Annotated in this window: 21 protein-coding genes and 1 riboswitch; of the genes, 7 read left to right on the top strand and 14 right to left on the bottom strand. The window is 74.8% G+C overall.

The annotated features are described in order from the left end of the window. Window positions 1-76 precede the first annotated feature (76 nt). Genes ACQ614_RS29240 through ACQ614_RS29230 form a run of 3 tightly spaced genes read right to left on the bottom strand, consistent with a single transcriptional unit; the run spans window position 77 to window position 3,431 of the window. Window positions 77-1,582 carry a precorrin-2 C(20)-methyltransferase gene (locus ACQ614_RS29240; protein ID WP_431681831.1) on the bottom strand — a complete coding sequence of 502 codons (1,506 nt, stop codon included), beginning with the start codon at window positions 1,580-1,582 and terminating at the stop codon, window positions 77-79. Further along, a complete protein-coding gene (locus ACQ614_RS29235) occupies window positions 1,579-2,205 on the bottom strand; it encodes a precorrin-8X methylmutase (RefSeq protein ID WP_431681829.1) in 627 nt (208 codons plus the stop codon). Before ACQ614_RS29235 ends, ACQ614_RS29240 begins: the two co-directional genes overlap by 4 nt. Beyond that, complete coding sequence (locus ACQ614_RS29230) at window positions 2,202-3,431, bottom strand: cobalamin biosynthesis protein CobG (protein ID WP_431681828.1); 1,230 nt, start codon at window positions 3,429-3,431, stop codon at window positions 2,202-2,204. Before ACQ614_RS29230 ends, ACQ614_RS29235 begins: the two co-directional genes overlap by 4 nt. A gap of 128 nt (window positions 3,432-3,559) precedes the next feature. Further along, a riboswitch (cobalamin riboswitch) is annotated at window positions 3,560-3,631 on the top strand. Window positions 3,632-3,693: 62 nt separating this feature from the next. On the opposite strand from ACQ614_RS29230, the gene ACQ614_RS29225 reads away from it, so the two are divergent. The 3 genes from ACQ614_RS29225 (at window position 3,694) to lnt (ending at window position 9,179) form a co-directional block, all read left to right on the top strand. Further along, window positions 3,694-3,882, top strand: coding sequence for a hypothetical protein (locus ACQ614_RS29225; protein WP_431681827.1), 189 nt, complete (start codon window positions 3,694-3,696; stop codon window positions 3,880-3,882). Then, window positions 3,879-7,487: a cobaltochelatase subunit CobN gene (gene cobN, locus ACQ614_RS29220; protein ID WP_431681825.1), complete on the top strand. Its 3,609-nt coding sequence runs from the start codon at window positions 3,879-3,881 to the stop codon at window positions 7,485-7,487. The genes ACQ614_RS29225 and cobN overlap by 4 nt, the downstream gene beginning before the upstream one ends. Before the next feature lie 117 nt (window positions 7,488-7,604). Next, complete coding sequence (gene lnt / locus ACQ614_RS29215; protein WP_431681824.1) at window positions 7,605-9,179, top strand: apolipoprotein N-acyltransferase; 1,575 nt, start codon at window positions 7,605-7,607, stop codon at window positions 9,177-9,179. Between the two features lie 6 nt (window positions 9,180-9,185). On the opposite strand, the gene ACQ614_RS29210 is transcribed toward lnt, so the two are convergent. Both ACQ614_RS29210 and ACQ614_RS29205 read right to left on the bottom strand, forming a co-directional pair. Continuing rightward, complete coding sequence (locus ACQ614_RS29210; RefSeq protein ID WP_431681823.1) at window positions 9,186-9,953, bottom strand: VOC family protein; 768 nt, start codon at window positions 9,951-9,953, stop codon at window positions 9,186-9,188. Continuing rightward, window positions 9,953-10,861, bottom strand: a complete 909-nt coding sequence (locus tag ACQ614_RS29205; protein WP_431681821.1) for an NADP-dependent oxidoreductase — start codon at window positions 10,859-10,861, stop codon at window positions 9,953-9,955. The genes ACQ614_RS29210 and ACQ614_RS29205 overlap by 1 nt, the downstream gene beginning before the upstream one ends. Window positions 10,862-11,052: 191 nt before the next feature. On the opposite strand from ACQ614_RS29205, the gene ACQ614_RS29200 reads away from it, so the two are divergent. From ACQ614_RS29200 to ACQ614_RS29185, 4 genes are all read left to right on the top strand, one after another. After that, on the top strand, window positions 11,053-11,712 hold the full coding sequence (locus ACQ614_RS29200; RefSeq protein ID WP_431681820.1) for a GTP cyclohydrolase II: 660 nt from the start codon (window positions 11,053-11,055) through the stop codon (window positions 11,710-11,712). Window positions 11,713-11,860: 148 nt separating this feature from the next. Continuing rightward, a complete protein-coding gene (locus tag ACQ614_RS29195) occupies window positions 11,861-12,976 on the top strand; it encodes a chemotaxis protein (protein WP_431681819.1) in 1,116 nt (371 codons plus the stop codon). 182 nt (window positions 12,977-13,158) lie between these two features. Next, window positions 13,159-13,833 (top strand): FxLYD domain-containing protein, encoded by a 675-nt coding sequence (locus ACQ614_RS29190; protein WP_431681818.1) that lies wholly within the window; start codon window positions 13,159-13,161, stop codon window positions 13,831-13,833. Window positions 13,834-13,920: 87 nt separating this feature from the next. Further along, complete coding sequence (locus tag ACQ614_RS29185) at window positions 13,921-15,144, top strand: NAD(P)-binding domain-containing protein (protein ID WP_431681817.1); 1,224 nt, start codon at window positions 13,921-13,923, stop codon at window positions 15,142-15,144. A gap of 86 nt (window positions 15,145-15,230) precedes the next feature. Here the strand turns inward: ACQ614_RS29185 and ACQ614_RS29180 are convergent, their stop codons facing one another. Genes ACQ614_RS29180 through ACQ614_RS29140 form a run of 9 tightly spaced genes read right to left on the bottom strand, consistent with a single transcriptional unit; the run spans window position 15,231 to window position 26,181 of the window. Continuing rightward, window positions 15,231-16,451, bottom strand: coding sequence for an ATP-grasp domain-containing protein (locus ACQ614_RS29180; RefSeq protein WP_431681816.1), 1,221 nt, complete (start codon window positions 16,449-16,451; stop codon window positions 15,231-15,233). Window positions 16,452-16,474: 23 nt separating this feature from the next. Then, on the bottom strand, window positions 16,475-17,749 hold the full coding sequence (locus ACQ614_RS29175) for a glycoside hydrolase family 16 protein (protein WP_431681815.1): 1,275 nt from the start codon (window positions 17,747-17,749) through the stop codon (window positions 16,475-16,477). Further along, a complete protein-coding gene (locus ACQ614_RS29170) occupies window positions 17,749-19,665 on the bottom strand; it encodes a glycosyltransferase (RefSeq protein WP_431681813.1) in 1,917 nt (638 codons plus the stop codon). The genes ACQ614_RS29175 and ACQ614_RS29170 overlap by 1 nt, the downstream gene beginning before the upstream one ends. Window positions 19,666-19,709: 44 nt before the next feature. After that, window positions 19,710-20,522: a polysaccharide deacetylase family protein gene (locus ACQ614_RS29165; RefSeq protein WP_431681812.1), complete on the bottom strand. Its 813-nt coding sequence runs from the start codon at window positions 20,520-20,522 to the stop codon at window positions 19,710-19,712. After that, window positions 20,519-21,487, bottom strand: coding sequence for a glycosyltransferase family 2 protein (locus ACQ614_RS29160; protein WP_431681811.1), 969 nt, complete (start codon window positions 21,485-21,487; stop codon window positions 20,519-20,521). Before ACQ614_RS29160 ends, ACQ614_RS29165 begins: the two co-directional genes overlap by 4 nt. After that, window positions 21,484-22,860, bottom strand: a complete 1,377-nt coding sequence (locus ACQ614_RS29155; RefSeq protein ID WP_431681810.1) for a lipopolysaccharide biosynthesis protein — start codon at window positions 22,858-22,860, stop codon at window positions 21,484-21,486. The genes ACQ614_RS29160 and ACQ614_RS29155 overlap by 4 nt, the downstream gene beginning before the upstream one ends. Further along, window positions 22,857-24,086 (bottom strand): glycosyltransferase family 2 protein, encoded by a 1,230-nt coding sequence (locus ACQ614_RS29150; protein WP_431684054.1) that lies wholly within the window; start codon window positions 24,084-24,086, stop codon window positions 22,857-22,859. Before ACQ614_RS29150 ends, ACQ614_RS29155 begins: the two co-directional genes overlap by 4 nt. A 5-nt stretch (window positions 24,087-24,091) precedes the next feature. Beyond that, entirely contained in the window at window positions 24,092-25,408 is a 1,317-nt protein-coding gene (locus ACQ614_RS29145; RefSeq protein WP_431681809.1) for a glycosyltransferase family 2 protein, read from the bottom strand. Then, complete coding sequence (locus tag ACQ614_RS29140) at window positions 25,408-26,181, bottom strand: glycosyltransferase family 2 protein (RefSeq protein ID WP_431681808.1); 774 nt, start codon at window positions 26,179-26,181, stop codon at window positions 25,408-25,410. Before ACQ614_RS29140 ends, ACQ614_RS29145 begins: the two co-directional genes overlap by 1 nt. Window positions 26,182-26,336: the final 155 nt, after the last annotated feature.

The raw sequence follows: 26,336 nt of genomic DNA, 5'->3' as shown, positions 1-26,336 counted from the left end.
GCCGGACAAACCTGGCGAGGCCCTGCGGCCGGGAGGTGCCCCCGGCGTCCCTGGGCGGCCCTGTGCGCCTCTTCGGTCAGTCCTCCGGGTAGCGGCGGGGGGTCCAGACGACTTCGGTGTCGTTGCCGCGGCGGACCAGGCGGGTCTGGGAGGAGCCGATGAGCAGCAGGGTGCGCATGTCGACCTGGGCGGGGTCGAGGTCGGCCAGGCGGACGGTGCGGACGCGTTCGGTGGGGCCGCCGACGTCGCGCGCCATCACCACCGGGGTATCGGCGGCGCGGTACTCCAGCATCAGGTCGCGGGCCCGGCCGACCTGGGTGGTGCGGGAGTTGGAGCCGGGGTTGTACAGCGCCAGGACCAGGTCGGCCTCGGCGGCGGCGCGCAGCCGGCGGGCGATGACCTCCCAGGGCTTGAGCCGGTCGGAGAGCGAGACCACGGCGTAGTCGTGGCCGAGCGGGGCGCCGGCCCGGGAGGCGGCAGCGTGCGCGGCGGTCATGCCGGGCAGCACCCGGACGGGCACCTCGCGGTACGGGTCCTCGCCGGCCGCCTCCAGGACGGCGGTGGCCATCGCGAAGACGCCCGGGTCGCCGGAGGAGACGACCGCGACCCGGCGGCCGCGGCGGGCCAGGTCGAGGGCGAACTCGGCGCGCACGGACTCGACCTTGTTGTCGGAGCCGTGCCGGACCTGGCCGGGGCGGACGGGCACCCGGTCCAGGTAGGTGGTGTAACCGACCAGGTCGGTGGCGGCGGCGAGGGCGCCGCGGGCCTCCGGGGTGAGCCAGAGCGGGCCGGCCGGGCCGGTGCCGACGACCACGACCTCGCCGGGCCCGGTCGGCTCGGGGAGCTCGAGCGGCGCGACCTTGCTGGGCAGCACGGCCACCGAGAAGTACGGGACGGTGTCGGCCTCGATCGCGGCGAGCGGCTCGGTGCGCTCGCCGTCCATGAAGGCGCGCTCGACGTACTGCGCGTCGTCGAGCCGGCCGGCCCGTTCCAGGGCGCGGCGGACGGCGGGGAAGGTCCGGCCGAGCTTCATGATCACGGCGGAGTCGGCGGCGGCGATCCTGGCGCTCAGCTCCTCCTCCGGCAGGGTGCCGGGGATGATCGTCAGGGTCTCCTCGGCCTCCACCAGGGCGGTGCCGAGCCGGGCCGCGGCGGCACTGACCGAGGTCACCCCGGGCACCACCTCGGTCGGGTAGCGGTGCGCGAGGCGCTTGTGCATGTGCTGGTACGAGCCGTAGAACAGCGGGTCGCCCTCGGCGAGCACGACGACGTTCCGGCCGGCGTCCAGGTGCGCGGCGAGCCGGGCGGACGCCTCCTCGTAGAAGTCGTCCAGGGCGCCGCGGTAGCCGCCCGGGTGGTCGGTGGTCTCCACGGTGATGGGGTAGACCAGCTTCTCCTCGATCTGGCCGCCGGTCAGGTACCGGTCGGCGATCGAGCGGGCGATGGAACGGCCGTGCCGGGCGCTGTGGTAGGCCACCACGTCGGCCTTGCCGATGAGTTCGGCGGCACGGACGGTGACCAGCGAGGGGTCGCCGGGGCCGAGGCCGACGCCGTACAGCCGGCCGGTCTGCTGCTCGGTCACTCTTCCTCACTCGCAATCGCGTTGATCGCGGCGGCGGCGATCGCGCTGCCGCCGCGCCGGCCGCGCACCACCAGGTGCTCCAGGCCGGACGGGTGCTCGGCCAGGGCCTGCTTGGACTCGGCGGCGCCGATGAAGCCGACCGGCACACCGATCACCGCGGCCGGACGGGGTGCGCCCGCCTCGATCATCTCCAGCAGCCGGAACAGCGAGGTCGGCGCATTGCCGACGGCCACCACGGCACCCTCGAGGCGGGGCAGCCACAGCTCCATGGCGGCGGCGCTGCGGGTGTTGCCCGTCTTCCTGGCGAGCTCCGGCACCGACGGGTCGGTGAGGGTGCAGATCACCTCGTTGTCGGCGGGCAGCCGCTTGCGGGTGACGCCGCTGGCCACCATGTTGACGTCGCAGAGGATCGGCGCACCGGCGTGCAGCGCCCTGCGGGCCGAGGCGACCACGCCGGGCGAGTACAGCAGGTCCTCGACCAGGTCGGTCATGCCGCAGGCGTGGATCATCCGCACCGCGACCTGGGAGACGTCGGCGGGCAGTGCGGCCAGGTCGGCCTCGGCCCGGATGGTGGCAAAGGACTGCCGGTAGATGGCCGCGCCGTCCTTCTCGTACTCGATCACGTGGTCCTCCGGGCCTCGGCCACTGCCTCGGCCATCTCTTCCGTCGTCACATCCACTGCCGTCACATCCGTGGGCGGGGCCGGTGTCCCGACCGGCGCCACCCGGTAGCCCTGCCCGGTGGCGAGCACGTCCACCCATCGGCCTGCAGGGTGGCCGCAGCGCCGTTCGCAGCCCGACCAGTGCACCCGCAGTCCCGCGGCGGGGGCGGCAGTCAGCGCCCGGGCCGCGTCGGCCCGGACGTCGGCCAGCGACTTGGCGCAGCCGGGCAGCCCGGTGCAGGCGCTCGCGCCGTCCCAGGCGGTGCCGGCGGCGGTCCGGAAGCCGGCGGCCTCCAGGTCGGGGAGCCGCGCGGCGGACGCACCGGGCAGCACGACCCCGCGCCACGGGGTGAGCCGCAGCTCTCCCTCGGCGGCGTCGGCCAGCACCCGCCACTGCGCGAGCGAAGCGCGGCCGAAGCGCAGGCCGACCGCCAGACCGCCGGGGAGCGGGCCGAGCTGCGGAGGCGCCGCGGCGAAGGCCGGCAGCTCCGCCGGGCCTGCCGGCAGCAGGTCGGGCACCTCCCGCAGGTGCCAGGCGCTGCGGCCGGCGGCGCGCAGCGCGTCCAGGAACTCGTGGGCGGCGGCCAGCGCCGCGGCCACGGCCCGGTCGGCCGGGACGGGCCGTGCGGTCGCCGCCCGGCCGAGGCGCAGCAGGGCGGTGCCGTCCGGCCCTGCGACCAATGTCACATCGGCGTCCAGTGCGGCCACGTCCCCGCGCCCGTCGTCCAGGGCGAAGAGGAACTTGCCGGAGAGGGCGGTCGCCCAGGGGCTTGCGCAGAGCGCGGCGTCCAGCTCGCGCGCCCAGGCCCGGACGTCGGCGTGACCGTCGGAGGGGCCGGGCGAGGCGACGATGTTGCGGACGCGTTCGTGGGTGTCGGAGGGCAGCAGCCCGACGGCCCGCAGCCGCTCGGCGAGCTCGGCGCCGCAGCCCGAAGCCAGGCCCCGCAGTTGGACGTTGCCGCGCGAGGTGATCTCCGGCTCGCCGTCGCCGAGCGCCGCCGCGGCCTCGGCCAGTGCGAGCGCCTGACGTTCCGTCAGCAGGCCGCCGGGGAGTCGGATGCGGGCGAGGCCGCCGTCGTCGGCGGTGTGCAGGCGAAGGGCCCCCGGACAGGCGTCCGACCGGCCCCGGTCGGGCACGGCGGAGCCCGCCCCGGTGGCGTCGGGTGTCGGTGGCATGGCGGCGAGCATACAGATTGTCCGACCGCCCGCCCCGTCGTCTGGATCACAGTCCGCATGCTGTCCCGCGGCCGCGCGCCACCCCGTACGATGCTGCCGGGCGGTCCGCGAGGCCCGCCCGACGCCAGCGACGGCAAGCGGAGGAAACCGGTGCAAATCCGGTGCGGTCCCGCCACTGTAACCACGGCTCAGCGCCGTGGAGCCAGGAACTCCCGCCGTCCTCCACCAGCCCGGGGCGCGGACCCCGAGGAAGGCCCGACCTGTGCGCTGCCGCATGCCCGGCTCCGCCGTCCCGACCGGACGCGCCGAGCCGCCGCCCGCCGTCCCGCCGACCCCGACGGCGGCCCGCCGCACCCCTCGCACCGCACCCCGCTCCGCCCCGCACACCGGGCTGCCGTCCACCGCCCCGGTGCACCGCAGCACGCCCCGGAACACCGACCAGGCCGGGAGGCCCTCCGCATGATCCTGCTGCTGTCGACCTCCGACACCGACCTGCTGAGCGCCCGCGCCTCGCAGGGCCCCGTCCGCTACCGGCTCGGCAACCCGGCCCGGCTCACCGCCGAGGACCTGCCCGCGCTCGTCGAGGGCACCGACCTGGTCGTCGTCCGCCTGCTCGGCGGCCGCCGCGCCTGGGAGGACGGCCTGGAGGCGCTGCTCGCCGGCCCCCGCCCGGTCGTCGTGCTGACGGGCGAGCAGGCGCCGGACGCCCAGCTGGTGGAGCTGTCCACCGTCCCGGCCGGCATCGCCGCCGAGGCCCACGCCTACCTCGCGCACGGCGGCCCGGCCAACCTCGCCGAACTCGGCGCCTTCCTCTCCGACACCGTGCTGCTCACCGGCCACGGCTTCGCCCCGCCCGCCTCGGCCCCGGCCTGGGGCCCGCTGGAGCGTCAGGCCCGCACCTCGGACGGCCCGCTGGTCGCCGTGCTCTACTACCGCGCCCACCACATGAGCGGGAACACCGCCTTCGTCGAGACGCTGTGCAGCGCGATCGAGGACGAGGGCGGCCGCGCGCTGCCGCTGTACTGCTCCTCGCTGCGCGGCGCCGAGCCCGAGCTGCTCGCCGAACTCGGCAGGGCCGACGCCATTGTCACCACCGTGCTCGCCGCGGGCGGCACCCGCCCGGCCGACGCCCAGGCCGGCGGTGACGAGGAGGCCTGGGACGCGGGCGCGCTCGCCGCCCTCGACCGGCCGATCCTGCAGGCGCTCTGCCTGACCTGGTCGCGCTCGCAGTGGGAGGCGAGCGACGACGGCCTCTCCCCGCTGGACACCGCCACCCAGGTCGCCGTCCCCGAGTTCGACGGCCGCCTGATCACCGTGCCGTTCTCCTTCAAGGAGCTGGACGAGGACGGCCTCACCGTCTACCGCGCCGACGCCGAGCGCGCCGCCCGGGTCGCCGGCATCGCCGTCCGGCACGCCCGGCTGCGCCACACCCCGGCCGCCGAACGCCGCCTCGCCCTGGTGCTGTCCGCCTACCCGACCAAGCACGCCCGGGTCGGCAACGCGGTCGGCCTGGACACCCCGGCCAGCGCCGTGCGCCTGCTGCACCGCCTCCGTGAGGAGGGCATGGACCTGGGCACCGACCTGCCGGGCCTGGACACGGCCACGGCTTCCCACGAAGGCGATGAGCTCATCCATGCGCTGATCGCTGCCGGTGGCTACGACCAGGACTGGCTGACGGAGGACCAGCTCGCCCGCAATCCCGTCCGCATCCCGGCCGCCGACTACCGCCGCTGGTACGCGACGCTGCCGCAGGGCCTGCGCGATCAGGTCGAGGAGCACTGGGGCCCGGCCCCCGGCGAGCTGTACGTCGACCGTTCGCAGAACCCGGACGGCGACATCGTGCTCGCCGCGATCCGCTCCGGGAACCTCCTCGTCCTCATCCAGCCGCCGCGCGGCTTCGGCGAGAACCCGGTCGCGATCTACCACGACCCGGACCTGCCGCCCAGCCACCACTACCTGGCCGCGTACCGCTGGATCGCCGCCGCGCAGGAGGACGGCGGCTTCGGCGCCCACGCCGTGATCCACCTCGGCAAGCACGGCAACCTGGAGTGGCTGCCCGGCAAGACCGCCGCGCTCTCCGCCGAGTGCGGCCCGGACGCCGTCCTCGGCGACCTGCCGCTGATCTACCCCTTCCTGGTCAACGACCCGGGCGAGGGCACCCAGGCCAAGCGCCGCGCCCACGCCACCCTGGTCGACCACCTCGTCCCGCCGATGGCCCGCGCCGACTCGTACGGCGACATCGCGCGCCTGGAGCAGCTGCTCGACGAGTACTCCACCATCGCCGCGATGGACCCGGCGAAGCTGCCCGCGATCCGCGCCCAGATCTGGACGCTCATCCAGGCCGCCCGGCTCGACCACGACCTCGGCCTCGACGAGCGGCCCGAGGACGACGGCTTCGACGACTTCCTGCTGCACGTCGACGGCTGGCTCTGCGAGGTCAAGGACGCGCAGATCCGCGACGGCCTGCACGTCCTCGGCCAGGCGCCGGCCGGCACCGACCGGGTCAACATCGTGCTCGCCATCCTGCGCGCCCGGCAGATCTGGGGCGGCGTCAGCGCGCTGCCCGGCCTGCGCGAGGCGCTCGGCCTGGACGAGGCCGCACTCACCCTCGGCGCCACCGACGCCGCCGAGGCGCAGGCCCGCGCCCTGGTCGAGGCGATGGAGGCCGAGGACTGGGCGCCCGAGGCGGTCGAGAAGGTCGCCGCCGGGCACCCTGACGCCGTCCGCGAGGTGCTCGCCTTCGCCGCCACCCAGGTGGTGCCGCGGCTGACCGCGACCACCGACGAGCTGGACTCCGTGCTGCACGCGCTGAACGGCGGCTTCGTCCCCGCCGGGCCGTCCGGCTCGCCGCTGCGCGGCCTGGTCAACGTGCTGCCGACCGGCCGCAACTTCTACTCCGTCGACCCCAAGGCCATCCCCAGCCGGCTCGCCTGGGAGACCGGCCAGGCCCTCGCCGCCTCGCTGGTCGAGCGGTACCGGGCCGACAACGACGGCGCCTGCCCGCCCTCCGTCGGCCTCTCGCTGTGGGGCACCAGCGCGATGCGGACCGCCGGCGACGACATCGCCGAGGCCTTCGCCCTGCTCGGCATCCGCCCGGTCTGGGACGACGCCTCGCGCCGGGTCACCGGTCTGGAGGCGATCCCGCTGGAGGAGCTCGGCCGCCCCCGGATCGACGTCACGCTGCGGATCTCCGGCTTCTTCCGGGACGCCTTCCCGCACGTGGTCGCGCTGCTCGACGACGCGGTGCGGCTCGCCGCGCAGCAGGAGGAGGCGGACGCCGACAACTACGTCCGCGCCCACGTGCAGGCCGACCTCGCCGAGCACGGCGACGAGCGGCGGGCCACCGTCCGGGTCTTCGGCTCCCGCCCCGGCACCTACGGCGCCGGCCTGCTCCAGCTCATCGACAGCCGGGACTGGCGCACCGACGCCGACCTCGCCGAGGTCTACACGGTGTGGGGCGGCTACGCCTACGGCCGCGACCTCAACGGGCGCCCGGCCCGGGAGGAGATGGAGAGCGCCTACCGGCGGATCACCGTCGCCGCCAAGAACACCGACACCCGCGAGCACGACATCGCCGACTCGGACGACTACTTCCAGTACCACGGCGGCATGGTCGCCACCGTCCGCGCCCTCACCGGCAAGAACCCGGCCGCCTACATCGGCGACTCCACCCGGCCGGAGACCGTCCGCACCCGGACGCTGACCGAGGAGGCGGCCCGGGTCTTCCGCGCCCGGGTGGTCAACCCGCGGTGGATGGAGGCCATGCGGCGGCACGGCTACAAGGGCGCCTTCGAGATGGCCGCCACCGTCGACTACCTCTTCGGCTACGACGCCACCACCGGCGTGGTCGCCGACTGGATGTACGAGAAGCTCACCGAGGAGTACGTGCTCGACCCGGTCAACCGGGAGTTCCTCTCCGAGGCCAACCCGTGGGCGCTGCACGGCATCAGCGAGCGCCTGCTGGAGGCCGCCGACCGCGGCATGTGGGCGGAGCCCGACGAGCGCCTGCTCGACGAGCTCCGCGCCGCCTACCTCGAGACCGAGGGCGACCTCGAAGCCGAAAGCTGAGGCAGCCCCGCAGGGGCGACCGGACACGCAGGGCAGACCCCGGTGGTCGACCCTGCGCGTTCGGTCACCCCTGCGCGTTCGGGGTTTGGCGGGGCTGCTGGTGCATACGATCTCCGCATGACGTTGCGCTCGGCGTTGTCGCGGCCCGCCCGGTGGTACTCCCTTGCGGCCGGCGGGTTGCCGGTGCTGGCGTTCCCCGGGGCAGGTCAGGCGTGGCTGGCGTGGGTGGCGCTGGTGCCGGGGATGCTGCTGATGCAGCGCGCGCCGGGCGGCCGCGAGGCGGCGGTGCGGGGCTGGTGGTTCGGGGCCGGGTTCATCCTGGTCGGGATGTACTGGCTGGTGCCGTCGATCGGGCCTGCGCTGCTGCCGCTGGCGGTGGTGTTCGGCGTGCTGCAGGCGGCGTTCGGCTTCGCGGTGTGGCGGCTGCTGCACGGCAGGGTCGGCCCGGGCCGGGCACTGGCGGCGCTGGTGGTGGTGCCTGCGGTGTGGGTGTGCTGCGAGTTCGCCCGGTCGTGGCACGCGCTGGGCGGGCCGTGGGCGCTGCTGGGGGCGAGCCAGTGGGAGCATCCGGCGGTGCTGGCGCTGGCCTCGGTCGGCGGGGTGTGGCTGGTCAGCGCGGTGGTGGTGGCGTGCAACACGGCGGTGGTGCTGCTGTGCTCGGCGCGGTTGCGGGTGCTGCCGGTGGTTGCGGTGGCACTCTGTCTGGCGGTCGGCCCGGTGCTGTTCGGGCTGCTGCCGCCGCCCGCACCGGGCGGTACGGCGACGGTGGCGCTGGTGCAGCCGGGCCAGACGCCGGACGAGGTGTCGCGGCTGGCGGCGAGCCTGCGGATCACCCGTGGTCTGGCGGGGCAGCCGGTGGACCTGGTGGTGTGGGGCGAGAGCAGTACGACCGCCGACCTGGACCGGGACACGGCGGTGCTGGGCGAGCTGCGGGCACTGTCGGCGGGCACGGGTGCCGACCTGCTGGTGGGCGAGGATGCGCGCAAGGCCGACGGCCGGATCTCCAAGGACGCGGTGCTGGTCACCCCGGAGGGTGTCCAGGCCCGCTACCGGAAGATCCGGCTGGTGCCGTTCGGCGAGTACATCCCGTTCCGTTCGACGCTGGGCTGGATCGCCGGGGTGAGCAGGGCCGCGGGCGAGAACCGGGCGCCGGGCGCCGGGTTCCGGCTGCTGCCGGCGACCGACCGGGGCGGCGCCCCGCTGCCGGTCGGGGTGCTGATCTGCTTCGAGTCGGCGTTCCCGGACATGTCGCGGCAGGCCGCCCGGGACGGCGCACCGCTGATCGTGTACCAGTCGGCGACGTCGACGTTCCAGGACACCTGGGCGCCGGCGCAGCACGCCTCGCTGGGGGCGCTCCGGGCGGCGGAGACCGGCCGCCCGGTGGTGCAGGCGGCGCTGACGGGCGAGTCCGTGGCGTACGACCGGCAGGGCCGCCGGCTGGCCGGGACGGGCACGGACGGCACGGGGGCGCTGGTCGTCCGGCTGCCGCTGGCCGAGCCGTCGGCGCTGACCTGGTACGACCGGCTGGGTGACTGGGTGCCGCTGGGGTCGGTGGCGGTGGCCGTTGCGGCCGGGGCCGTGGCGGTGGCCCGGCGGGGCCGCGGCGGTGGTGCGGCCTCCGCCGACGGGCCGTCGGCGGAGGCTGGGGCAGGGGCGGAGGCGGAGCGCCCGACGGCGCGGGGCCGCGGCTGAGCTCGCTCAGGCGGTGGCGCCGCCGGCGACGTGGATGCCGAAGATCGCGCCCTGCGGGTCGTGCAGGACGGCGAGCCGGGGACCGTCCGGCACGTCGGTCGGCGGGAGGACGACGGTGGCGCCGAGGACGGAGGCCCGTTCGGTGGTGGTGTCGACGTCGGCGACCGCGAAGTAGGGCATCCAGTAGGGTCCGGCGTCGGCCGGGAACTGGTCGGCCATGTCGGCCATGCCGCCGAACTCCCGGCCTGGCAGGCCCCACTGGGTGTACATCTCGCCGACGGTGACGCTCCAGCCGAAGACCCGCGGGTAGAACTCCTTGGCGCCGTGGGTGTCCCGGGTGGCGAGTTCGACCCAGCCGAGCGAGCCGGGCTCGTCGATCAGGGTGGTGCCGGCGAAGGAGCGGGCCTGCCAGATGCCGAAGGCGGCGCCGGCCGGGTCGGCGGCGACCGCGAACCGGCCGAGGTCCAGGGCGTCGGAGGGCTCCGTCGTGATCCGCCCGCCGGCACGGCGGACGGCCGCTGCGGCGGCGTCGGCGTCGGCGACCGCGAAGGAGACCGTCCAGGTGGTGGGCTGTCCGGAACGCTGGACGGGGCTGAGCCCGGCGACCGGGTCGGTGCCCAGCATCATGAGGGTGTACCCGCCGGCCTCGGGCCGGGTGTCGACCTCACTGCGCCAGCCGAAGGCCTCGCGGTAGAAGGCCTTGGAGCCCTCCGGGTCGACGGTGGAGAGTTCCACCCAGCAGGGTGCACCGAACGCGGCCTTGTCGATCCTCATCACTCCACCACCAGGACGAGTTTGCCGCGGGCGTGACCGGACTCCACCTCGGCGAGCGCCTCGGCGGCGCGGTCGAGGGGGTAGGTCGCGGTGACCCGCGGGTCGAGGGCACCGGACTCGACCAGGGCGGCCAGTGCAGTGAGGACGTCGCCGACGGGGCTGCGCCGGACGGGGCTGCCGCCGAGGGCGGCCGCCGTGTCGGGGTCGGCGGTGGACACCAGCCTGCTGCGGTCGGCGAGGACGGCGGCAGCCTCCCGCAGGTCCTCCCCGCCGATCAGGTCGAGCAGGGCGTCGACGCCGTCGGGGACGGCGGTGCGGATGCGGTCGGCGACGCCCTCGCCGTACCGCACCTGGGTGGCGCCGAACGACTCGACCCAGTCGCGGTTGCGGTCGGAGGCGGTGCCGACCACCTTGACGCCGCGGGCCCGGGCGATCTGTGCGGCAGCGCTGCCGACGCCCCCCGCGATGCCGAGGACGAGCAGGGTGCGCCCGGGTTCCGGGGCGAGCTGGTCGACGGCGTCGTACGCGGTGGCGGCGGCCACCGGCAGGGCGGCCGCGTCCGCGAAGCCCACCCCGGGGGGCTTGCGGGCCGCGGCACCGGCGTCCAGCAGGGTGTGCTCGGCGTACCCGCCGGCCACCGCGATGCCGAACACCTCGTCGCCGGGGGCGAATCCCTCGACACCGGCGCCCGTCTCCAGGACGACGCCGGCCGCCTCGACGCCGAGCACGCGGGGCAGCGGCTGGTCGGTCCCGAACCAGCCGTTGCGGATCTTCCAGTCGGCCGGGTTGATGCCCGCGGCCCGTACGGCGATCAGTATCCGGCCCGGCCCGGCGACGGGCACGGGCCGCTCCAGGAACTCCTGGTTCTCCGGGCCTCCGTAGGCCCGGAATCCGAACGCCTTCGACATGGTGCTCCCTCGGCTCGGCGACATCCCTCCGCCCAGCTTGCTGGGCGGTCGGCCGGGACGGCCGGGAATGGTGGGCCGAACGGGCCGTGTTGTAGGGGAGGCGAACCTGGTTGTTCAAATTGGAACGACAAGGTACGGTCGGAGCCGACCACCCGGTTCGAATTTGAACCACTCACTGCCGGAGGCCGGCCATGCCGCAGACCGACACCGCCCGGACGCAGCTCCCCGGGCCCGCCACCGTCCGCTCCCGCGTCCGCATCCCGCTGGCGTTCCCGGACGGCTACCGGGTCGAGGCCGAGGTGTTCACCTTCCACGGCCTGGAGGACGGCGCCGAGCACCTCGCCCTCGCCCTCGGCGAGCCCGGCGGCACCCCGCTGGTGCGGCTGCACTCCGAGTGCCTGACCGGCGACGTCTTCGGCTCGGCCCGCTGCGACTGCGGCCCGCAGCTGCGCGAGTCGGTGGAGCGGATCGCCGAGGCCGGCGGCTACCTGCTCTACCTCCGCCAGGAGGGCCGCGGCATAGGCCTGTACAACAAGCTGGACGCCTACGCCCTGCAGGACTCCGGCCTCGACACCTACCAGGCCAACACCGCGCTGGGCCTGCCCGAGGACGGCCGGGACTACACCGCCGCCGCCCAGATGCTCGCCACCCTCGGTGCGACCGGCATCCGGCTGCTGAGCAACAACCCGGACAAGGCCGGCCAGCTCTCCCGGCTCGGCATCGAGGTGGCCGAGCGGGTGCCGACCGGCGTCCACCTCTCCGAGAGCAACGTCCGCTACCTGCGCACCAAGGCCGACGGCACCGACCGCACGCTCGGGCACGGCATCGAGTTCCTGTCGCTGGGCGCCTGACCGGATCACCCGATCGGCGCAGGGGGCGCGCGGCGGGCGGGGCGGCGTGGAAGCGTCGGGCGGTGGGCCGCGCCATCCGTCGCTGCACCCCCGCCGCGCGGCCCCGCCGGGTCCCTCACCCGGCGCGGACCGACTCGGGAGAGCGCCCGTGGACACCGACTCCCTCACCGCCGACACACTGCGCGACCTGCGCAGCGCCCGGCCGTACCCCGCCGTCTCGCTGACCATGCCGACGCATCGCCGCGAGCCGGACAACGCCCAGGACGCCGTGCGGCTGAGAAACCTCCTCGCCGAGGCCGAGCGGCGGATCGACGCCGACCCGGAGGCCTCCCGGCAGGACCGCATCGACCTGCACAAGCAGCTGGAGCGGGCGGTCGCCGAGGTCGACCTGCGGCACTCCCTGGACGGCCTGGTGGTGTACGCGACCACCGCCGAGCACCAGGTCTGGAACCTGCCCCGCGAGGTGCCCGAGCGGGTCGTGCTGAGCGACACGTTCCTGACCCGCAACCTGGTCGCCGCCAAGGCCCAGGAACGCCCCTACTGGGTGCTGGCGGTGGCCGCCGACCGGGCCACGCTGTGGAGCGGCGCCGGGCAGGTGCTGCACGAGCACGAGGCGGACGGCTTCCCGATGGAGCCGGAGGGCGTGGACTGGGACGTCCAGCGCGAGGAGCGGACCGGCGGCCAGCCCAGCACCTTCAGCGACGAGGAGACCCGGCGCTTCCTGCGCTCGGTGGACGCCGCGCTCGGCACCGTCGTCGGCGCCGACCGGCGGCCGCTCTTCCTGGTGGGCCTGGCGCAGGCCGTGTCGATGCTGCAGGAGGTCGGCACCGCGGCCGGCACCGCGGTCGCGACCGTCCTCAAGGGCGGCCTCACCGACGGCCCCGACCGCGTGCTGCTCCAGGAACTCGCCCCGGCCATGGCCCAGTTCGCCGCCCACGAGTCCGACCGGGTGGGCACCGCGCTGGACGCGGCGCGCAGCCGCAAGGCCTTCGCGGCCGGCCTGGACGAGGTCTGGGAGGCGGTCAGCGAGGGGCGGGTCGAGATGGTCGCGGTCGAGGAGCACTTCCAGCGGACGGTGAAGGTCACCGACGGCCACCTCTCCCCCGTGGAGGACGCATCGGCCGGCGGCTGGGAGGAGGGCGTCCGCGAGGACATCGTGGACGAGCTCGTGGAGGCCGCCCTGGACAAGGGCGCCGAGGTGGTGTTCCTGCCCGACGAGCAGCTCAGCGGGCACGACCGGATCGCCGCCGTGCTCCGCTACTGACGCTCCCGCGCCCCGTCCGGCCCCCGGTCCGCGCGAGCGGTGCCGGGGGCCGGACCACTCCCCGGCCGGAGCATTCCTGCGCGCGGCGCGCCCGGCGACACCGGAGGCTGGACGAGTTGTGACCCCCACGAGTTGTGACCCCTACGAGTTGTGACCCCCGGCAGAGCACCCCAGGAGCAGCCATGTCCCCGCACTCCCGTCTGCGCTCCCTCACCGGGCCGACCGCCAGGGCCGGCGCGATCCTCGCCGCGGCTGCCGTGCTGACCGCAACGGCCGCGGCCTGCAGCTCGGAGAAGACGAAGGGCGGGATCAGCCCGGCCGTGGTCTCGGCCGCCTCCGAGGCTTCCCGGCACGCCGCCTCCGCGGCCGCCGAGGCCTCCGAGCTGGCGGGCGAGGAGGCCTCCGTCGCCGCCTCGAACGCCGCCGCACTGATCTCGCAGGCCGCCTCGGCGCGGGCCGCCTCAGCCTCGGCCGCCGCGGCCTCGTTGGAGTCGCGGGCGGCGGCCTTCGAGTCCTCGGTGTCGGCGCAGATCTCGGCCGCCCGGCAGAGCGCGAGCGCCGCCCTGAGCGGTGTCCCGGGCACCGGCAACGCGATCGGCGACGTCACGCTGACCGGCATTCCGACCACGGCCACCGACGGCTACCCGGCCGCCACCGTGACCATCACCAACTCGACCTCGCAGAAGGCGAACTACGCCGTCCAGGTGGACTTCCTCGATTCCTCCGGCGCCACCGTGGAGACCGTCGTGGTCGGCACCACCGGGGTCGCCCCCGGCGAGCGGCGCACGGTGCTGGCGCACGGTGACCAGAAGGTCGACGCGGCCAACGCCAAGGTCGCCCGGGCGCAGCGGTTCTGAGCAGGCCGTCTCCGGGCCGGGGTGCCGGGCGGGCGGCCCCGCCGCATCCTGGGGTGGGGGGATCTTCCACGTCGGAGGTGGCCACTCATGCAGGAACGAGGCACTGGGGACCTGGAGGCCGTCGTCATCGGCGCCGGTCCGTACGGACTGGCGGCGGCGGCGCACCTGCGGGGCGCGGGCGTTCCCTTCCGGGTGTTCGGCGATCCCATGGCGGGCTGGCGCGACCGGATGCCCGCGGGGATGTTCCTCAAGTCGACACCGCGCGCCTCCTGCATCGCCGACCCCTCGGGCCGGTACGGGTTCAACGACTTCCGCACCCGCTCGGGCCGCGGCCCGGTCGGCGACACGTACCCGATCCCGCTGGACGAGTTCATCGAGTACGGCGAATGGTTCCAGCGGCAGCGGGTGCCCGAGCTGGAGCGCACACAGGTCACCGAAGTGGAGGGCGCGCCCGGCGGCTTCCGGGTGTCGCTCGAGGACGGCGAGACGGTGACGGCCCGCTCGGTGGTGGTGGCGGCCGGACTGCGGCCCTTTGCACACATCCCGCCCGAACTTTCCGCGGTGGTCGAGGCCGGCCTCTGCTCGCACACCAGCGAGCACGCCGACCTGGCGAAGTTCGCCGGACAGCGGGTGGCGGTGGTGGGGGCCGGCCAGTCGGGCCTGGAGAGCGCGGCCCTGCTGCACGAGGCCGGGGCCTTCCCCACCGTGGTGGTGCGCGGCCCCCGGCTGGTGTTCGGCGATCCGCCGGATGCCGACCTGCCGGCCACCCGCCCGCTCGCGGCCCGGGTGACCCGGCCCTCCAGCGGGCTGGGCCCGGGATGGGGGCTGCGCGCCTACTCCGACATCCCCTGGGCCTTCCGGTTCCTGCCGGACGAGGCGCGGGCCGTCCGGGTCCGCAAGGTGCTCGGCCCGGCCGGCGCATGGTGGCTGCAGGACCGGGTGGACGGGCGGTTCCCGGTGCTCACCGGGCACCCGCTGGCGGCGGCCGAGGCCCTCGACGGCACCGTCCGGCTGAGCCTCGAAGGCCCGACCGAACTGCTGGAGGCGGACCACGTCCTGGCCGCCACCGGCTACCGGGTGGACGTGGCGCGGCTCGAGTTCCTGAACGAGGGACTGCGCCGGGCCGTACGTCGGACGGCGGCCGGGGCGCCACGGCTGACTCCGGGCTTCGAATCTTCCGTCCCCGGCCTGTACTTCGCCGGGCTGGCGGCGGCGGACACCTTCGGGCCGGTGATGCGGTTCGTCTGCGGTACCCGCTTCGCGGCCCGTCGGATCGGCCACCACATCGCCGCCCGCAGCAGTACTGCGTAGAAGGCGGGTCGACCACCAGGGGCGAGTGGGCCCCTGGTGGTTCACCAGCGCCCCTTGTGGTCGCCCACCGCCTCCGAGGTGCTCGATCAGGAGTGGAGGGCGGTGCGCAGGAGGCGGTAGGGGGCGGTCACGCTGAAGCGCAGCATTGCCATGGCGGCGGGGGCCGGGTCGTCGGAGGCGAACCAGGCGTGTTCGGTGTTGGGCTCCGGCCACAGGCCCCAGGGGCGGCAGCCGTCCTGCCAGGCACCGGACAGCGCGGAGAGGGTGTCGAGCCGGCCCATCCGGAAGCGTCTCGGGCGCTGGGGTGCGGCCGGGACCCGGCGGCCGGTGAGCGACAGATGGAGGGCCCGGACGACGTCCACTCCGTCCACCGTCTCGAACAGGCGGAACTGGGCGCCGTTGCGCGGGTTGAAGTCCACCAGCTTGTAGCGGTCGTCGCGCCGGTCGTAGCGCCAGTCCAGGTCGGCGGTACCGCAGTAGCCGATGGCCTCGCAGAAGTCGGCGGTCAGTGCGGCGAGTCCGGGGTTGGACCGGGTGTGGCCCCGGGTGGTGACGCCGGTCTCCGGCGGCCACGAGCGGTCCTTGACGCCGGTGAAGACGACCAGCGGCTTGCCACCCGGGCCGCAGCACAGGTGGGCGATCCAGTCCTCGGCGCAGGACTGCGGGACGTACTCCTGGAGCAGCAGCGAGAGCGGGCCGTCGGACGGGCAGGCGGCCAGCAGTGCCGCTTCGTCGGGCACGATCGTGGTGTGGCTGACGGCCGGCCTGACCAGCCGGGTGAAGGGGGCGAGGTTCTTCAGGACCACCGGATAGCCCCATTCGCGTGCCGTCTCGAGGAGTTCGGCACGGTCGGCCGGGGTGCAGGCGCGGGGGGTGGCCACGCCGTGCGCCCGGCAGAGCTCGCGGAGCCCGCCCTTGTCCGCGAGCCGCCGGGGCAGTCCGGCCGGTACCGGCGGCAGCAGGAAGTACCGGGCGAGTTCCTCCTGGTGCTCGGCGAGCAGCACGGCCGCCTCGTCGTCGGTGGGCACCGCGACGCTGCGGCGGCCGATCGCCCGGCCGGCGGCGAGCAGTTGGGCGACCAGGACCTCGGCGGGCTCGCAGCCGGTGCCGGGCCGGACGAAGGCCCGGCGCACGTAGCGGGAGAGCGCGGTCGGGGTGAGCGGGTCCTCCACCATGGCGTACACCGGCACCCCGGCCCGGCCGAGCGAACGGGCGGCGCCGGTGGCGCCGTAGGCGTCCGGGTACCTGCCGACCTTGACCAGCAGCGCGGGTACCTCGCGGTCCAGTTCGGGCCTGTGGGCGTGCATCGGTGTCCACCTCCTCGGGTGGGTCAGCGCTGCCAGACGGCGACCCAGCCGACGTCCAGCCGGGCGGAGTCGACGCCGGGCGGCGGCGCGACCTGGAAGCCGACCGCCAGGTTGATCACCAGTTCCATGGCGACGTGCGGAATCGCGGACGGCTCGGTGACCCGGAAGCGCTGGACGCCGTCGACGTACCAGGTGACGGAGTCGGGTTGCCAGTCGACGGCGTACACGTGGTAGCCGTCGGCGAAGTCGCGGGGACCGTAGCCGTTGCCGATGTGGGTGTCGCTGCCGTCGGGGGCGCGCCAGTGCAGATTGGCGGAGACGTGGGTCGCCGTGTTGATGAACTCCGCGATGTCGATCTCGGGCGGGGTGCCGCGGGTCTCGGCGGGGATCAGCCAGAAGGCGGGGAACATGCCCTCGGCCTCGGCGGGCACCCGGATGGCGGCGGCGTAGTAGCCGTAGGTGAAGGTGTGCCGCGGGGTGCCGTCCCAGTGGTCCCGGCCGGTGGTGACCATGCCGGATGTCCAGGGGTAGGTCTTGCCGTCGGTGCCGTGGGTCTCCCGGCGCTGGGCGGTGAGGGTGAGGTTGCCGTCGGCGACGGACACCTGGCCGGGCAGATACCACTCCAGCTCGTGGTTGCCGGCGTTGGTGCAGCCGCCGACGTTCCAGTCGTAGCAGGTGGCCCAGTCCTTGGTGTTGAGGCTGGAACCGTTGAAGTCGTCGTGGAAGGCCAGGTGCCAGGGGCCCGGCAGGTTCGGCGGCCCGGTCGCCTGCACGGTGCCCTCGCTCTCCGCCCGGGCGTTCGGCGCCGGGGAGGTCAGGGCGGTCGGATCGGCACAGGCGGCCGCGCCGGCCAGCAGGCAGGCCGCAGCCAGCGCGCCGGCCCGCAGCGACGGGCCGCGGTGCCGGCCGGGCGGCGGGGGCGGTGCCGGCCGGGCGGACCGGGTTGCCGGATCGGGGGGCGGCCACCGCCGCCGCGGATAGGGCAGCACCAGCAGGGTGGTGAGGACGGCGAGCACCACCAGCACCCGGCGGGCGGTGAACGTGTGGGTGAGCAGCATCGGGGCGGCGGCCACGGCCGCGAGGGCCGCGCTGCAGGCGAGGGCGGGCACCACGGCGCTCGCGGGGGCGTGCCGGGCGCCGGCGGGCCAGCGGCAGCGCAGCACCAGGGCCGTGCCCGGCACGGCCAGCAGGGCGACGGCTGCGGTGGCGGTCCGCACCGGGCCGGCGTTCAGGGTGGTCGCAGCGACCCCGGCCCAGGCGAGCAGGGCGAGCACGAGGCGCAGGTAGGGACCGGCCATCACGGCTGCCTCTCTTCGGGCTGGGGCTGGTTCTCGATGCCTCCGGCCGGTGCAACCCCGGTGGGACCGTCGGTGGACGGCGCCACGTACTGGTAGACCACCGCGTCGGGGCTGGTGTAAACGGCGCGGAACTCCGGTGAGCCGGCCGCGAGATCGGCCAGCCGGCGGACGGTGTCCTCGGGCAGCACCCCGGTCAGCCGGCAGTCGGCGGTCTGGGCCCGGGTGAGGACGAGGTAGGACGGGCCGGCCACCACCGGGTAGGTCAGCTCTTGGCGGAGCACCGGCAGCGGGTCGGCCAGCATGCGGCGCTGCTCCTCCTCCGGGAGCTGGCTGAGCACGATCCGGGTGCGGTCCTCGTCGTAGTGCATTTCGCCGCCGGGGAGGGAGGTACCGGTGGCGAAGACGGTGCGGGTGCCCGCCGGGGCGTCCGTGGTGACCAGGCGCAGCGCCTCGACCTCCTGCGGGGTGAAGTACTTCAGTGCTTCTTTGCTGTAGTAGTTGCCGAACATGCCGAGGGCCAGCACGGTGGCTGCGACGGCGGCGAGGGCGCGGTGCAGCACGGGACGGCGGCCGTCGCGCAGGAGGACCGTGCCGGCCAGGAAGGCGGTGGCCGGGAGCACGAAGAGGTAGGCGCGCAGGATCATCTCGCCGCCGTAGCCGTTGCCGAGCAGCAGGGGCAGCGGACCGAACAGGACGGCGACCAGGCCGGTGCGCCGCACCCACCGGTGGCAGATCAGCGCGATCAGGGCGAGCAGGCCGATCGTCCCGGACATGCCGAGGGACAGCCAGCCGACCGTCACCTGGGCCGGCGCCATGGTGCCGAGTCTCAGCTGATCGGGCGGACGGACGTTGTTCTCGGCCGCGCTCAGGTCGGCGATCAGGCCGCCGAAATTCTCCGACAGGTAGGGGTGGGCGACGGTGACGTCCCAGGCGAAGGTCATCGCGACGGCGGCCGCCAGCACCGGCCACACCGTCCGGCGGTTGCGGCGCCGCAGGCAGAGCATCGCGAGGACGCTGATCGCCATCACCGGGGTCAGCGGGTGCGAGACGACGATGCCCGCGAGTACCACCACGGCCATGGCGTACCAGCCGAGCCAGGGTGTCCGGGCGGTGAGCGCGGTGGCCGCCGGCTGCCCTTCGGCCGCGGCCTCCGCCGCCCGGCGCGCCTCCGCCAGCCGTCCCAGCACCAGCGCGAGCAGCAGCACGAACAGCAGGAAGGCGAAGGCCTGCGGAGCGAAGTAGTCCTGGCCGACCCAGGAGATCGAGTAGAAGAGCCAGACACCGCCCCAGACCAGGCGCCGGCTGTCGGTGATCGAGCGGTAGAGCAGCAGCAGCGGGCCGAGCAGCAGCAGGTTGGTCAGCAGCGGCCACCAGGCGGCGTAGCCGAGCGCGGAGTGCAGACCGGTGGCGCGCAGGAAGAGCACGTTGAGCTGGAAGAAGCCGGGCCACTCGTTGTAGATCTCCAGCCCGCCGGCGTTCGGCACGGTGCCGTCGTGCCGGAGCATCGCGTCGACGACCGCGACGTGCTTCCACGCCCAGGCGTAGCGCAGTGTGGGATAGAGCACGCTCGGGGTGGCGTGGATCACGGTGATCAGCGCGACCACGTACGCCGCGGACCAGGCCTGCGGGATGCGCGGCCGGTAGAGCACGGCGAGGAAGCCGGCGAGCAGGAGGGCGAAGCTTGCCCAGTAGAACGGCGGCAGGACCTGGAGCAGGCCGAGGTCGCCCATCCGGTCGAGCCGGGCGCCGCGCAGGGCGAGCACCCACAGCACGATCGCCGCGGGCAGCGCTCCGACGGTGAGCCAGGCCGCGGGGCCGCGGCCGCCGACCGCCCGGGCCAGCAGCGCCGAGGGCGGGCGGCGCTGTGCGGGCGGGTCGGCCGGGCCGGCGGCTCCGGCAATCTGCTGGTCAACCATCGAGGGCCCTCTCCGGACAGTGGGCGTGGCGGCACGGGCGGTGGTCAGTCCTTGGGCGGACCTCCGACCGGGGTGCCGATGAAGCGGGTGAACCGGCGGTAGGCGCGCCAGCCACGGGTGTAGAGGCTCTCCCGGATCGGGCCGATGCGGCTGCCGCGGCCGGCCGTCCAGTCGTCGAAGACGCTCTCGGGGGTGTCGTTGCGGACCATCAGCCGGCAGATCCGCATCGGGTCGTCGGTCGCGGAACTGAACTTGTTCTCCACGGCGGTCGCCGAGGTCCAGCCGGCCGCGCGGACCTGGCGGCGCACCGCAGGGCTGGAGTACCCGTGCGGGTAGGCGAAGGCGGTCACCGGGTGCCCGACCGCGTCCTCCAGGCGTTTCTTGCTGCCGGCGATCTCGTCGGTGCGCCGCTGGCCGTAGACAGTGTCGAGCTGGGCATGGGTCTGGGAGTGGCCGCCGATCTCCACGCCGATCGCGTCCAGGGTGCCCACCTGGCGCCAGTTGAGCATCTGTGTCTCGGGCAGCAGGCTGCCGCTGGGGCGTCCGCCGGGTGGGTGGACGGCACCGACGGTCACGTAGAGGGTGGCCGGCAGGCCGCGTTCGGTGAGGATCGGGGCGACCGTCCAGTAGAAGTCGGCGAAGCCGTCGTCGAAGGTGAGCACCGCGGCGTTCGGGGGCGGCGGCGGGCCGCCGTGCAGGGCTGCGACCAGCCTGCGCAGCGGGACGACGGTCAGGCCGGCGTCGGCGATCCGGTCGAGCTGCTCGCGGAACGTCTTCGGGGAGACCGTGTAGGGCGCGATCCAGTCCGGCGGGTCGTCCGAGACCGAGTGGTACAGGAATACGGGGACGGCTCTCATCGCGGGCTCCTCGCCGGCCGGAGGGCGGGCACGGACGGCCGGGGCAGCAGCAGGCCGGCGCGTCCCACGGTGTAGCCCAGCAGGGTGATTCCCGCCCCGGCGCAGAGCGCGCCCGCGGAGCGGAGGTCGGCCCGGCGCAGGCTGCGCAGCACCGCCGCGGGCAGCGTGTGCCGCAGGTAGCGGCGTTCCGAGGCCAGCGCGGGGCGCGGCCCGGTGTGCTGCGCGACCACGGCCTTGGAGCGGCCTTCGGCGTAGCAGCGGGCGCGGAAGTACGCCCAGGTGGCCCGGGCGGGCGGGACGTGGTGGTGGACGACGGCGGCCGGTTCGTAGCGCAGCACCGCCTCCGGGTGGCTGGCGGTCAGCCGCAGGCAGAACTCGGTCTCCTCGCAGCCCACCGGCCGGGTGCCGATGCGGCCGAGGTCGAGCCGGAAGCCGCCGGCCGATACCGCCTCGGCCCGCCGGAAGGACATGTTGGCGCCGGTGAAGTTGCGGATCGCGGCGGGCCGTTCGGGAAGGCCGCGGTAGGAGCAGCCGACCACCCAGTCGAACTCGCCGGGGAACCACCCGGGCCGGCCGGTCTCCCAGCGCGGCCGGACGAGCCCGCCGACGCCGAGCACCTCCGGGTCGCGGTAACCGGCCAGCAGGCGGGTGCTCCAGTCGGGTGCGGCCGCCGCGTCGTCGTCGAGGAAGGCGACGATGTCTCCGCGGGCGGCGCGGACGCCGGTGTTGCGGGCGCCGGACAGGCCGCGGCGCTGCTCGTTGCGGACGACCCGGACGCCCTGCCACTGCCGTTCGGCGCGGCGGGCGAGCTCGGGGCAGTGGTCGACGACCAGCAGCAGTTCCTCCGGGGGCCGGTGCTGGCCGCGAACGGAGTCCACGGCGGCGCACAGGTCGTCCCAACGGTCCAGGGTGTAGGCGCAGATGACGACCGACAGGCTGGTCCGTGCGTCCGGTGCGGTGGTCATGCCCGACTCCCTTCGGGGGCCCTCATCCAGCGTGGCAGAGTGAGCAGCAGCGGCACGGCGACGGCGCAGCAGGCGAGCAGCCAGGCCAGACCGACGCCGGCGAGTCCGTACCTCGGCAGCAGGACGAGGGTGAGGCCGACGGTCAGGACGCACTGGGCGGCCTGTACGCCGATGAGCAGGCGGAGGTTGCGCAGGACCCGGGCGACGTCGATGGCGACGATGATCAGGACGGTGGGCAGCGAGGCGACGGCCATCAGCCGCAGGACGGGGGTGCCGTACCGGGCGTAGTCCGGGCCGAAGAGGGAGAGGATCCACGGCGCCGCGACCACCACGACGGCGGTGGCGGCGAGCACCAGCAGCCCGGCGTGGCGGAGCATCCGCCGGGCGAGCTCGGGGAGCCGCTCCGGGGTGTGGGCGCCCTCGACGACGAGGGAGAAACCCATGCTGAGCACGGCGATGTTGAAGGTGTCGGCGATGATCCAGGCCAGCGAGTAGTACGCGTTCTGGGCGGCGCCGAGGTGGGCGAGCACCGCGAGTGGCAGCACCGTGTAGGTGGTGATGCCGGCGAGCTTGCCCAGGTAGTCGGCGGTGGCGTAGCGCTTCACCCGGCCCGGCATCGGGGCGCCCTCGCGGTCGGCGTGCTGGTGGGCCGGGATGGCGTGGCGGAACAGCACGGAGTTGGCGATCAGGATGGCCAGCACGAGGGCGACGGCCCACGAGGTGAGGATGCCGGTGCCGATCGCGAGGGCGGCGCAGGCGGCGAGGGCGCAGGCCTTGGCGGCGGCGAAGATCACGTTCTCGCCGAGGACCCAGCCGGTGCGGCGCAGGCCGGTGAGGGCGCCGTCCTGGAGGTCGAAGATGGAGTAGCCCGCGGCGGCGATGACGAAGGCCGTGCCGAGCAGTGGCGAGCGCAGGAAGTCCAGGCTGGGGGCGATGACCGGGATGAGCAGCAGGAAGCCGCAGGCCGCCAGTGCGCTGAACACGCCGGCGATCGCGTAGCACTTCAGCACCAGCCGCCCTGTGTGCCGGCCGGCCCGTGGGACGAACCGGACGAGGACGTCGCCGAGGTTGAACCGGCCGAGGGCGGACATCAGGGCGGCGACCGACAGCGCCGCGTAGCTGGTGCCGACGGTCTCGGCGCTGTACCAGCGGGTGGCGAAGATCCAGAACAACGCGCCGAGCCCGGCCGCGAGCACCGCGCTGGCGGCCAGGATGTGCCCGTTGCGCAGCAGCGGCTCTCCTGCGGTCCGCCGGAGCATGGCCGTGGCGCGGGCCCGCAGCAGCGCGCGGTAGGTGCACTCGCAGGGCAGCGGCAGCGGGCACGAGCACGCGCGGGCCGGTGCGGTGCGGCGGCGGGTCAGTTCCGGTATCACGGTCGGGCACCGCCATGTGTCCGTCGGCGCCCGCGGCTGACGAGGTAGCTGAACGGCCCGACGAGCAGGCCGCGGCACTGCAGCCGGACGAGCTCGCGCGGGGCCGGCGCGCTGTCGGGGCGGCGCCGGCCCGGGGCCAGCGGAAGCATCGCCGGCAGGCCGCGGACGAGGTCGGCCAGCATGGCCGGGCGGTTGACGACGACGGCGGCCAGGAAAGCGCCGTACCCGACGCCGTAGCCGTACACCTGGGAACGGAGGGCCGGCGGGGTGCGGCGGTGGCGGTGCCAGACCAGCGCGTCGGGCGCGTAGGCGACCAGGCGGCCGGTGGTGAGGACGCCGAGGAAGGCCAGCAGGTCCTCTCCGCCGCGGGTGGGGGTGCCGGCGCCGGCGGCCTCGTCGAAGCCGCCGATGGCTCGCAGGGCCTCGGTGCGGAAGGCCATGTTGGCGCCGGTGCCGAAGCGGCTCACGGTATAGGGGACGGGCGGGTCGCCGCCCTGGTCGGTGAGCGACCAGATCCGCGGGGCGAAGCCGCGGGAGAAGCCGCAGTGGCGTTCGAAGGCCACTTGGGAGGGCGTGTCCAGTTCGGCGGGCAGTACCAGACCGGTGACGCAGCCGATCCGGGCGTCGGCCCGGAAGGTCTCCAGCAGGGCACGCAGCCAGCCGGGGTCGGGCAGGGTGTCGTCGTCGGTGAAGGCGCACACCTCGCCGGTGGCGGCAGCCAGGCCGGTGTTGCGGGCCCGCGAGACCCCGGGCGCGGGCTCGCACAGGTAGCGGATGCGGTCGGCGTACCGGTCGCGGACCAGGTCGCGGGTGGCGAGGTCGCTGGGGGCGTTGTCGACCAGCAGCAGTTCGGCGTCGGCGGGTGCCGCCTGCAGCAGGGCGTCCAGGCACGGCGGGAGCAGTTCGGTCCGGTCGCGGGTGCAGACGATCACGGTGAGCGAGGGCAGGGCGGCGGCCGCGGAAGGCGGGGTGACCGGCGTGGCACCGAGTGCGGTGCCGGCGGCGAGCAGGGCGGCCCGCAGCCCCGAGGTGTCCCCGGGGGCGGCGGTCACGGTGACCATGCCGAGCGGGTGGCTGTGCCGCCGGACGAGGGCCAGCACGGGGCCGCCCGCGGGCGGCGGAGCGGCCGCGCCTCCGGGGACCTTCAGCTCCGAGGGGTGGGCGAGGTCGAGGTCGACGATCGTGGCCGGCGGGTCGGGCAGCACGGTGGCGGCGGCGGTCATCATGGTGATCACTCTCCGATCCGTGCACCGCGCTGGTGCCAGAGGCTGCGGAGGTAGCCGAAGGGGCCGTACAGCAGGCCCTGCAGTTCCCGCCACCCGAGGCCGGGCACGGGTTCGGGGCCGTCGTGGTGCTCCACGGCACACCGCCGGCGGTGGACGGCCTGCCAGCGCCACAGCCCGTGCGGCAGGCGCCGCAGGAGGTCGGCGAGCATGTCCGGCCGGTGCGCGAGCGCGGCGGTCAGGTAGGCGCCGAAGCCGACCCCGAAGTTGAAGATCTGCCGCTCGAGCGCCTCGTCGGTGCGCGGGTGGCGGTGCCAGACGATCGCGTCCGGCTGGTAGGCGATGTCGTGGCCGCTGTTGAAGACGGAGAAGAACGCGTACAACTCCTCCCCGCCGCGGGCGGGCGTGCCGGCGCCGGTGGCGGGGTCGAAGCCGCCGACGGACCGCAGCAGCCCGGTGCGGAAGGCCATGCTGGCACCGGAGCCGAAGCGGCCCACGGAGTATCGCAGCAGCGGGTCGCCGTCCTTCTCCCGCAGCGACCAGCTGCGGGCCGCGAAGCCGCGGGAGTAGCCGCCGTAGCGTTCCAGTGCGGCCTGTGCGGCGGTGTCGAGCTCGGCGGGCAGCACCAGACCGGTGACGCATCCGGTGCGGTCGTCGGCCTGGAAGGCCTCGGCGAGGGCGGACACCCAGCCGCGGTCGATGATCAGGTCGTCGTCGGCGAAGGCGCAGATGTCGCCGCGGGCGGCCGCCAGGCCGGCGTTGCGCGCACGGGCCACGCCCGGCAGCGGCTCGCACACGTACCGGACGCTGTCGGCGTACCGGGCCTGGACGAGATCGCGGGTGGCGGAGTCGACCGGTGCGTTGTCGACCACGACCACCTCGACGTACGGGTAGTCGGTGCGCAGCAGCGAGTCGAGGCAGTGGCGCAGCAGGCGGGGCCGGTTGCGGGTGCAGACCACCACGGTGACGGTCGGCGAGTCCGCGGGCACCCGCGGCGGCCCGGTCCGGCGGGGACGCGCCGCGGGTGTCGCGGTGGACAGGGAGGGAACGCGCAGTTCCCGGTGAGCGGCTTCGACCAGCGCCCGGCGCAGCGTGGCGGGATCGCCTGCCGTGCCGGTGGCCTCGACCAACCCGAGCGGGTGTCCGTGCAGCCGCACCAACGCCAACACGCGGCCGACCGGGTCGACGGGGCCGAGACCGCCGGGCGCGTGCAGCCGCCCCGGCTCGTCCAGGTCCAGCTCGACCACCTGGACGGGGGTGTAGAGCGATTCGCGGGCGGCAGGGCGCGGGCAGGCTGCCGGGGTGCGCCGGTCGTAGCCATTCATCATCGCTCCCCCACAGCAACGGGCGCCGCGGACCTTGCACCGGGACGCTCGGCGATCAGCGTCCGCAGCACCCGTCGACCGTCGGAGACGGCGTGGAGGTGCGAGCGACCGCTGCGGCGGGGAAGTTCGAGGCTCGGGACCTCTGCGATGCGCAGACCCGAGCGGAGGGCGTGCGCGATCATCTCGGCCTCGATCTCGAAGCCGGACGAGCGCAACTGGAGTTCGTCGAGGAAGCTGCGGTTGAACGCGCAGTAGCCGTAGCAGAGGTCGGTCAGCACCGTGTGGTACAGCCGGTTGACCACGGCGAGCAGGGCGCGGTTCCCGAGCGCGCGGATGCGGGTGAGGTCGAGCGATCCGCCGCCGGCGATGCAGCGCGAGCCCTTGACGAAGTCGTACCCGTTGTCGAGGAAGTGCAGGTAGTGCGGGATCTCGCCGGGCCACATGGAACCGTCGGCGTCCATCATGACGATGTACTCGCCGGTGGCGGCGGCGAAGCCGGTGCGCAGGGCGTTCCCCTTGCCCGGGCCGGCCTGCTGGACGTTGCGCACGGTCGGCAGGCAGTGCCGGGCCACAGCGAGGGTGGCGTCGCTGGAGGAGCCGTCGACCAGGATGACCTCGTCCACGCAACGGGGGATCTGCTCGAACACCCAGGGGATGTTGCGGGCCTCGTTGTGGGCCGGCACGACCAGGCTGACGGTGTGCCGGGGGACGAAGTCCTCGGCCCGGCGCATGGGCTGCGCTGTGCCGTCCGGCCGGTCGGTGGCGCGGCGCATGGGCCGACCGTTGTGGATCGGGTGCGGCTGGTGCGGGTCGGAAGACGCAGTGGTGCTCATCGCGAGCGGGCCTCTCGGGAGGCGGCGCAGGGCACAGGGGTGCCCGCAGGGGTGACGTGGTGGAGACGGATCAACGACGCTCGGGCTGCGCCCCC

The sequence above is a fragment of the Kitasatospora dryopteridis genome (genome assembly GCF_050749075.1).
Classification (GTDB): domain Bacteria; phylum Actinomycetota; class Actinomycetes; order Streptomycetales; family Streptomycetaceae; genus Kitasatospora.
Note: the sequence above shows the minus strand (reverse complement) of the source record. Positions and strands in the feature narration are given on the sequence as shown.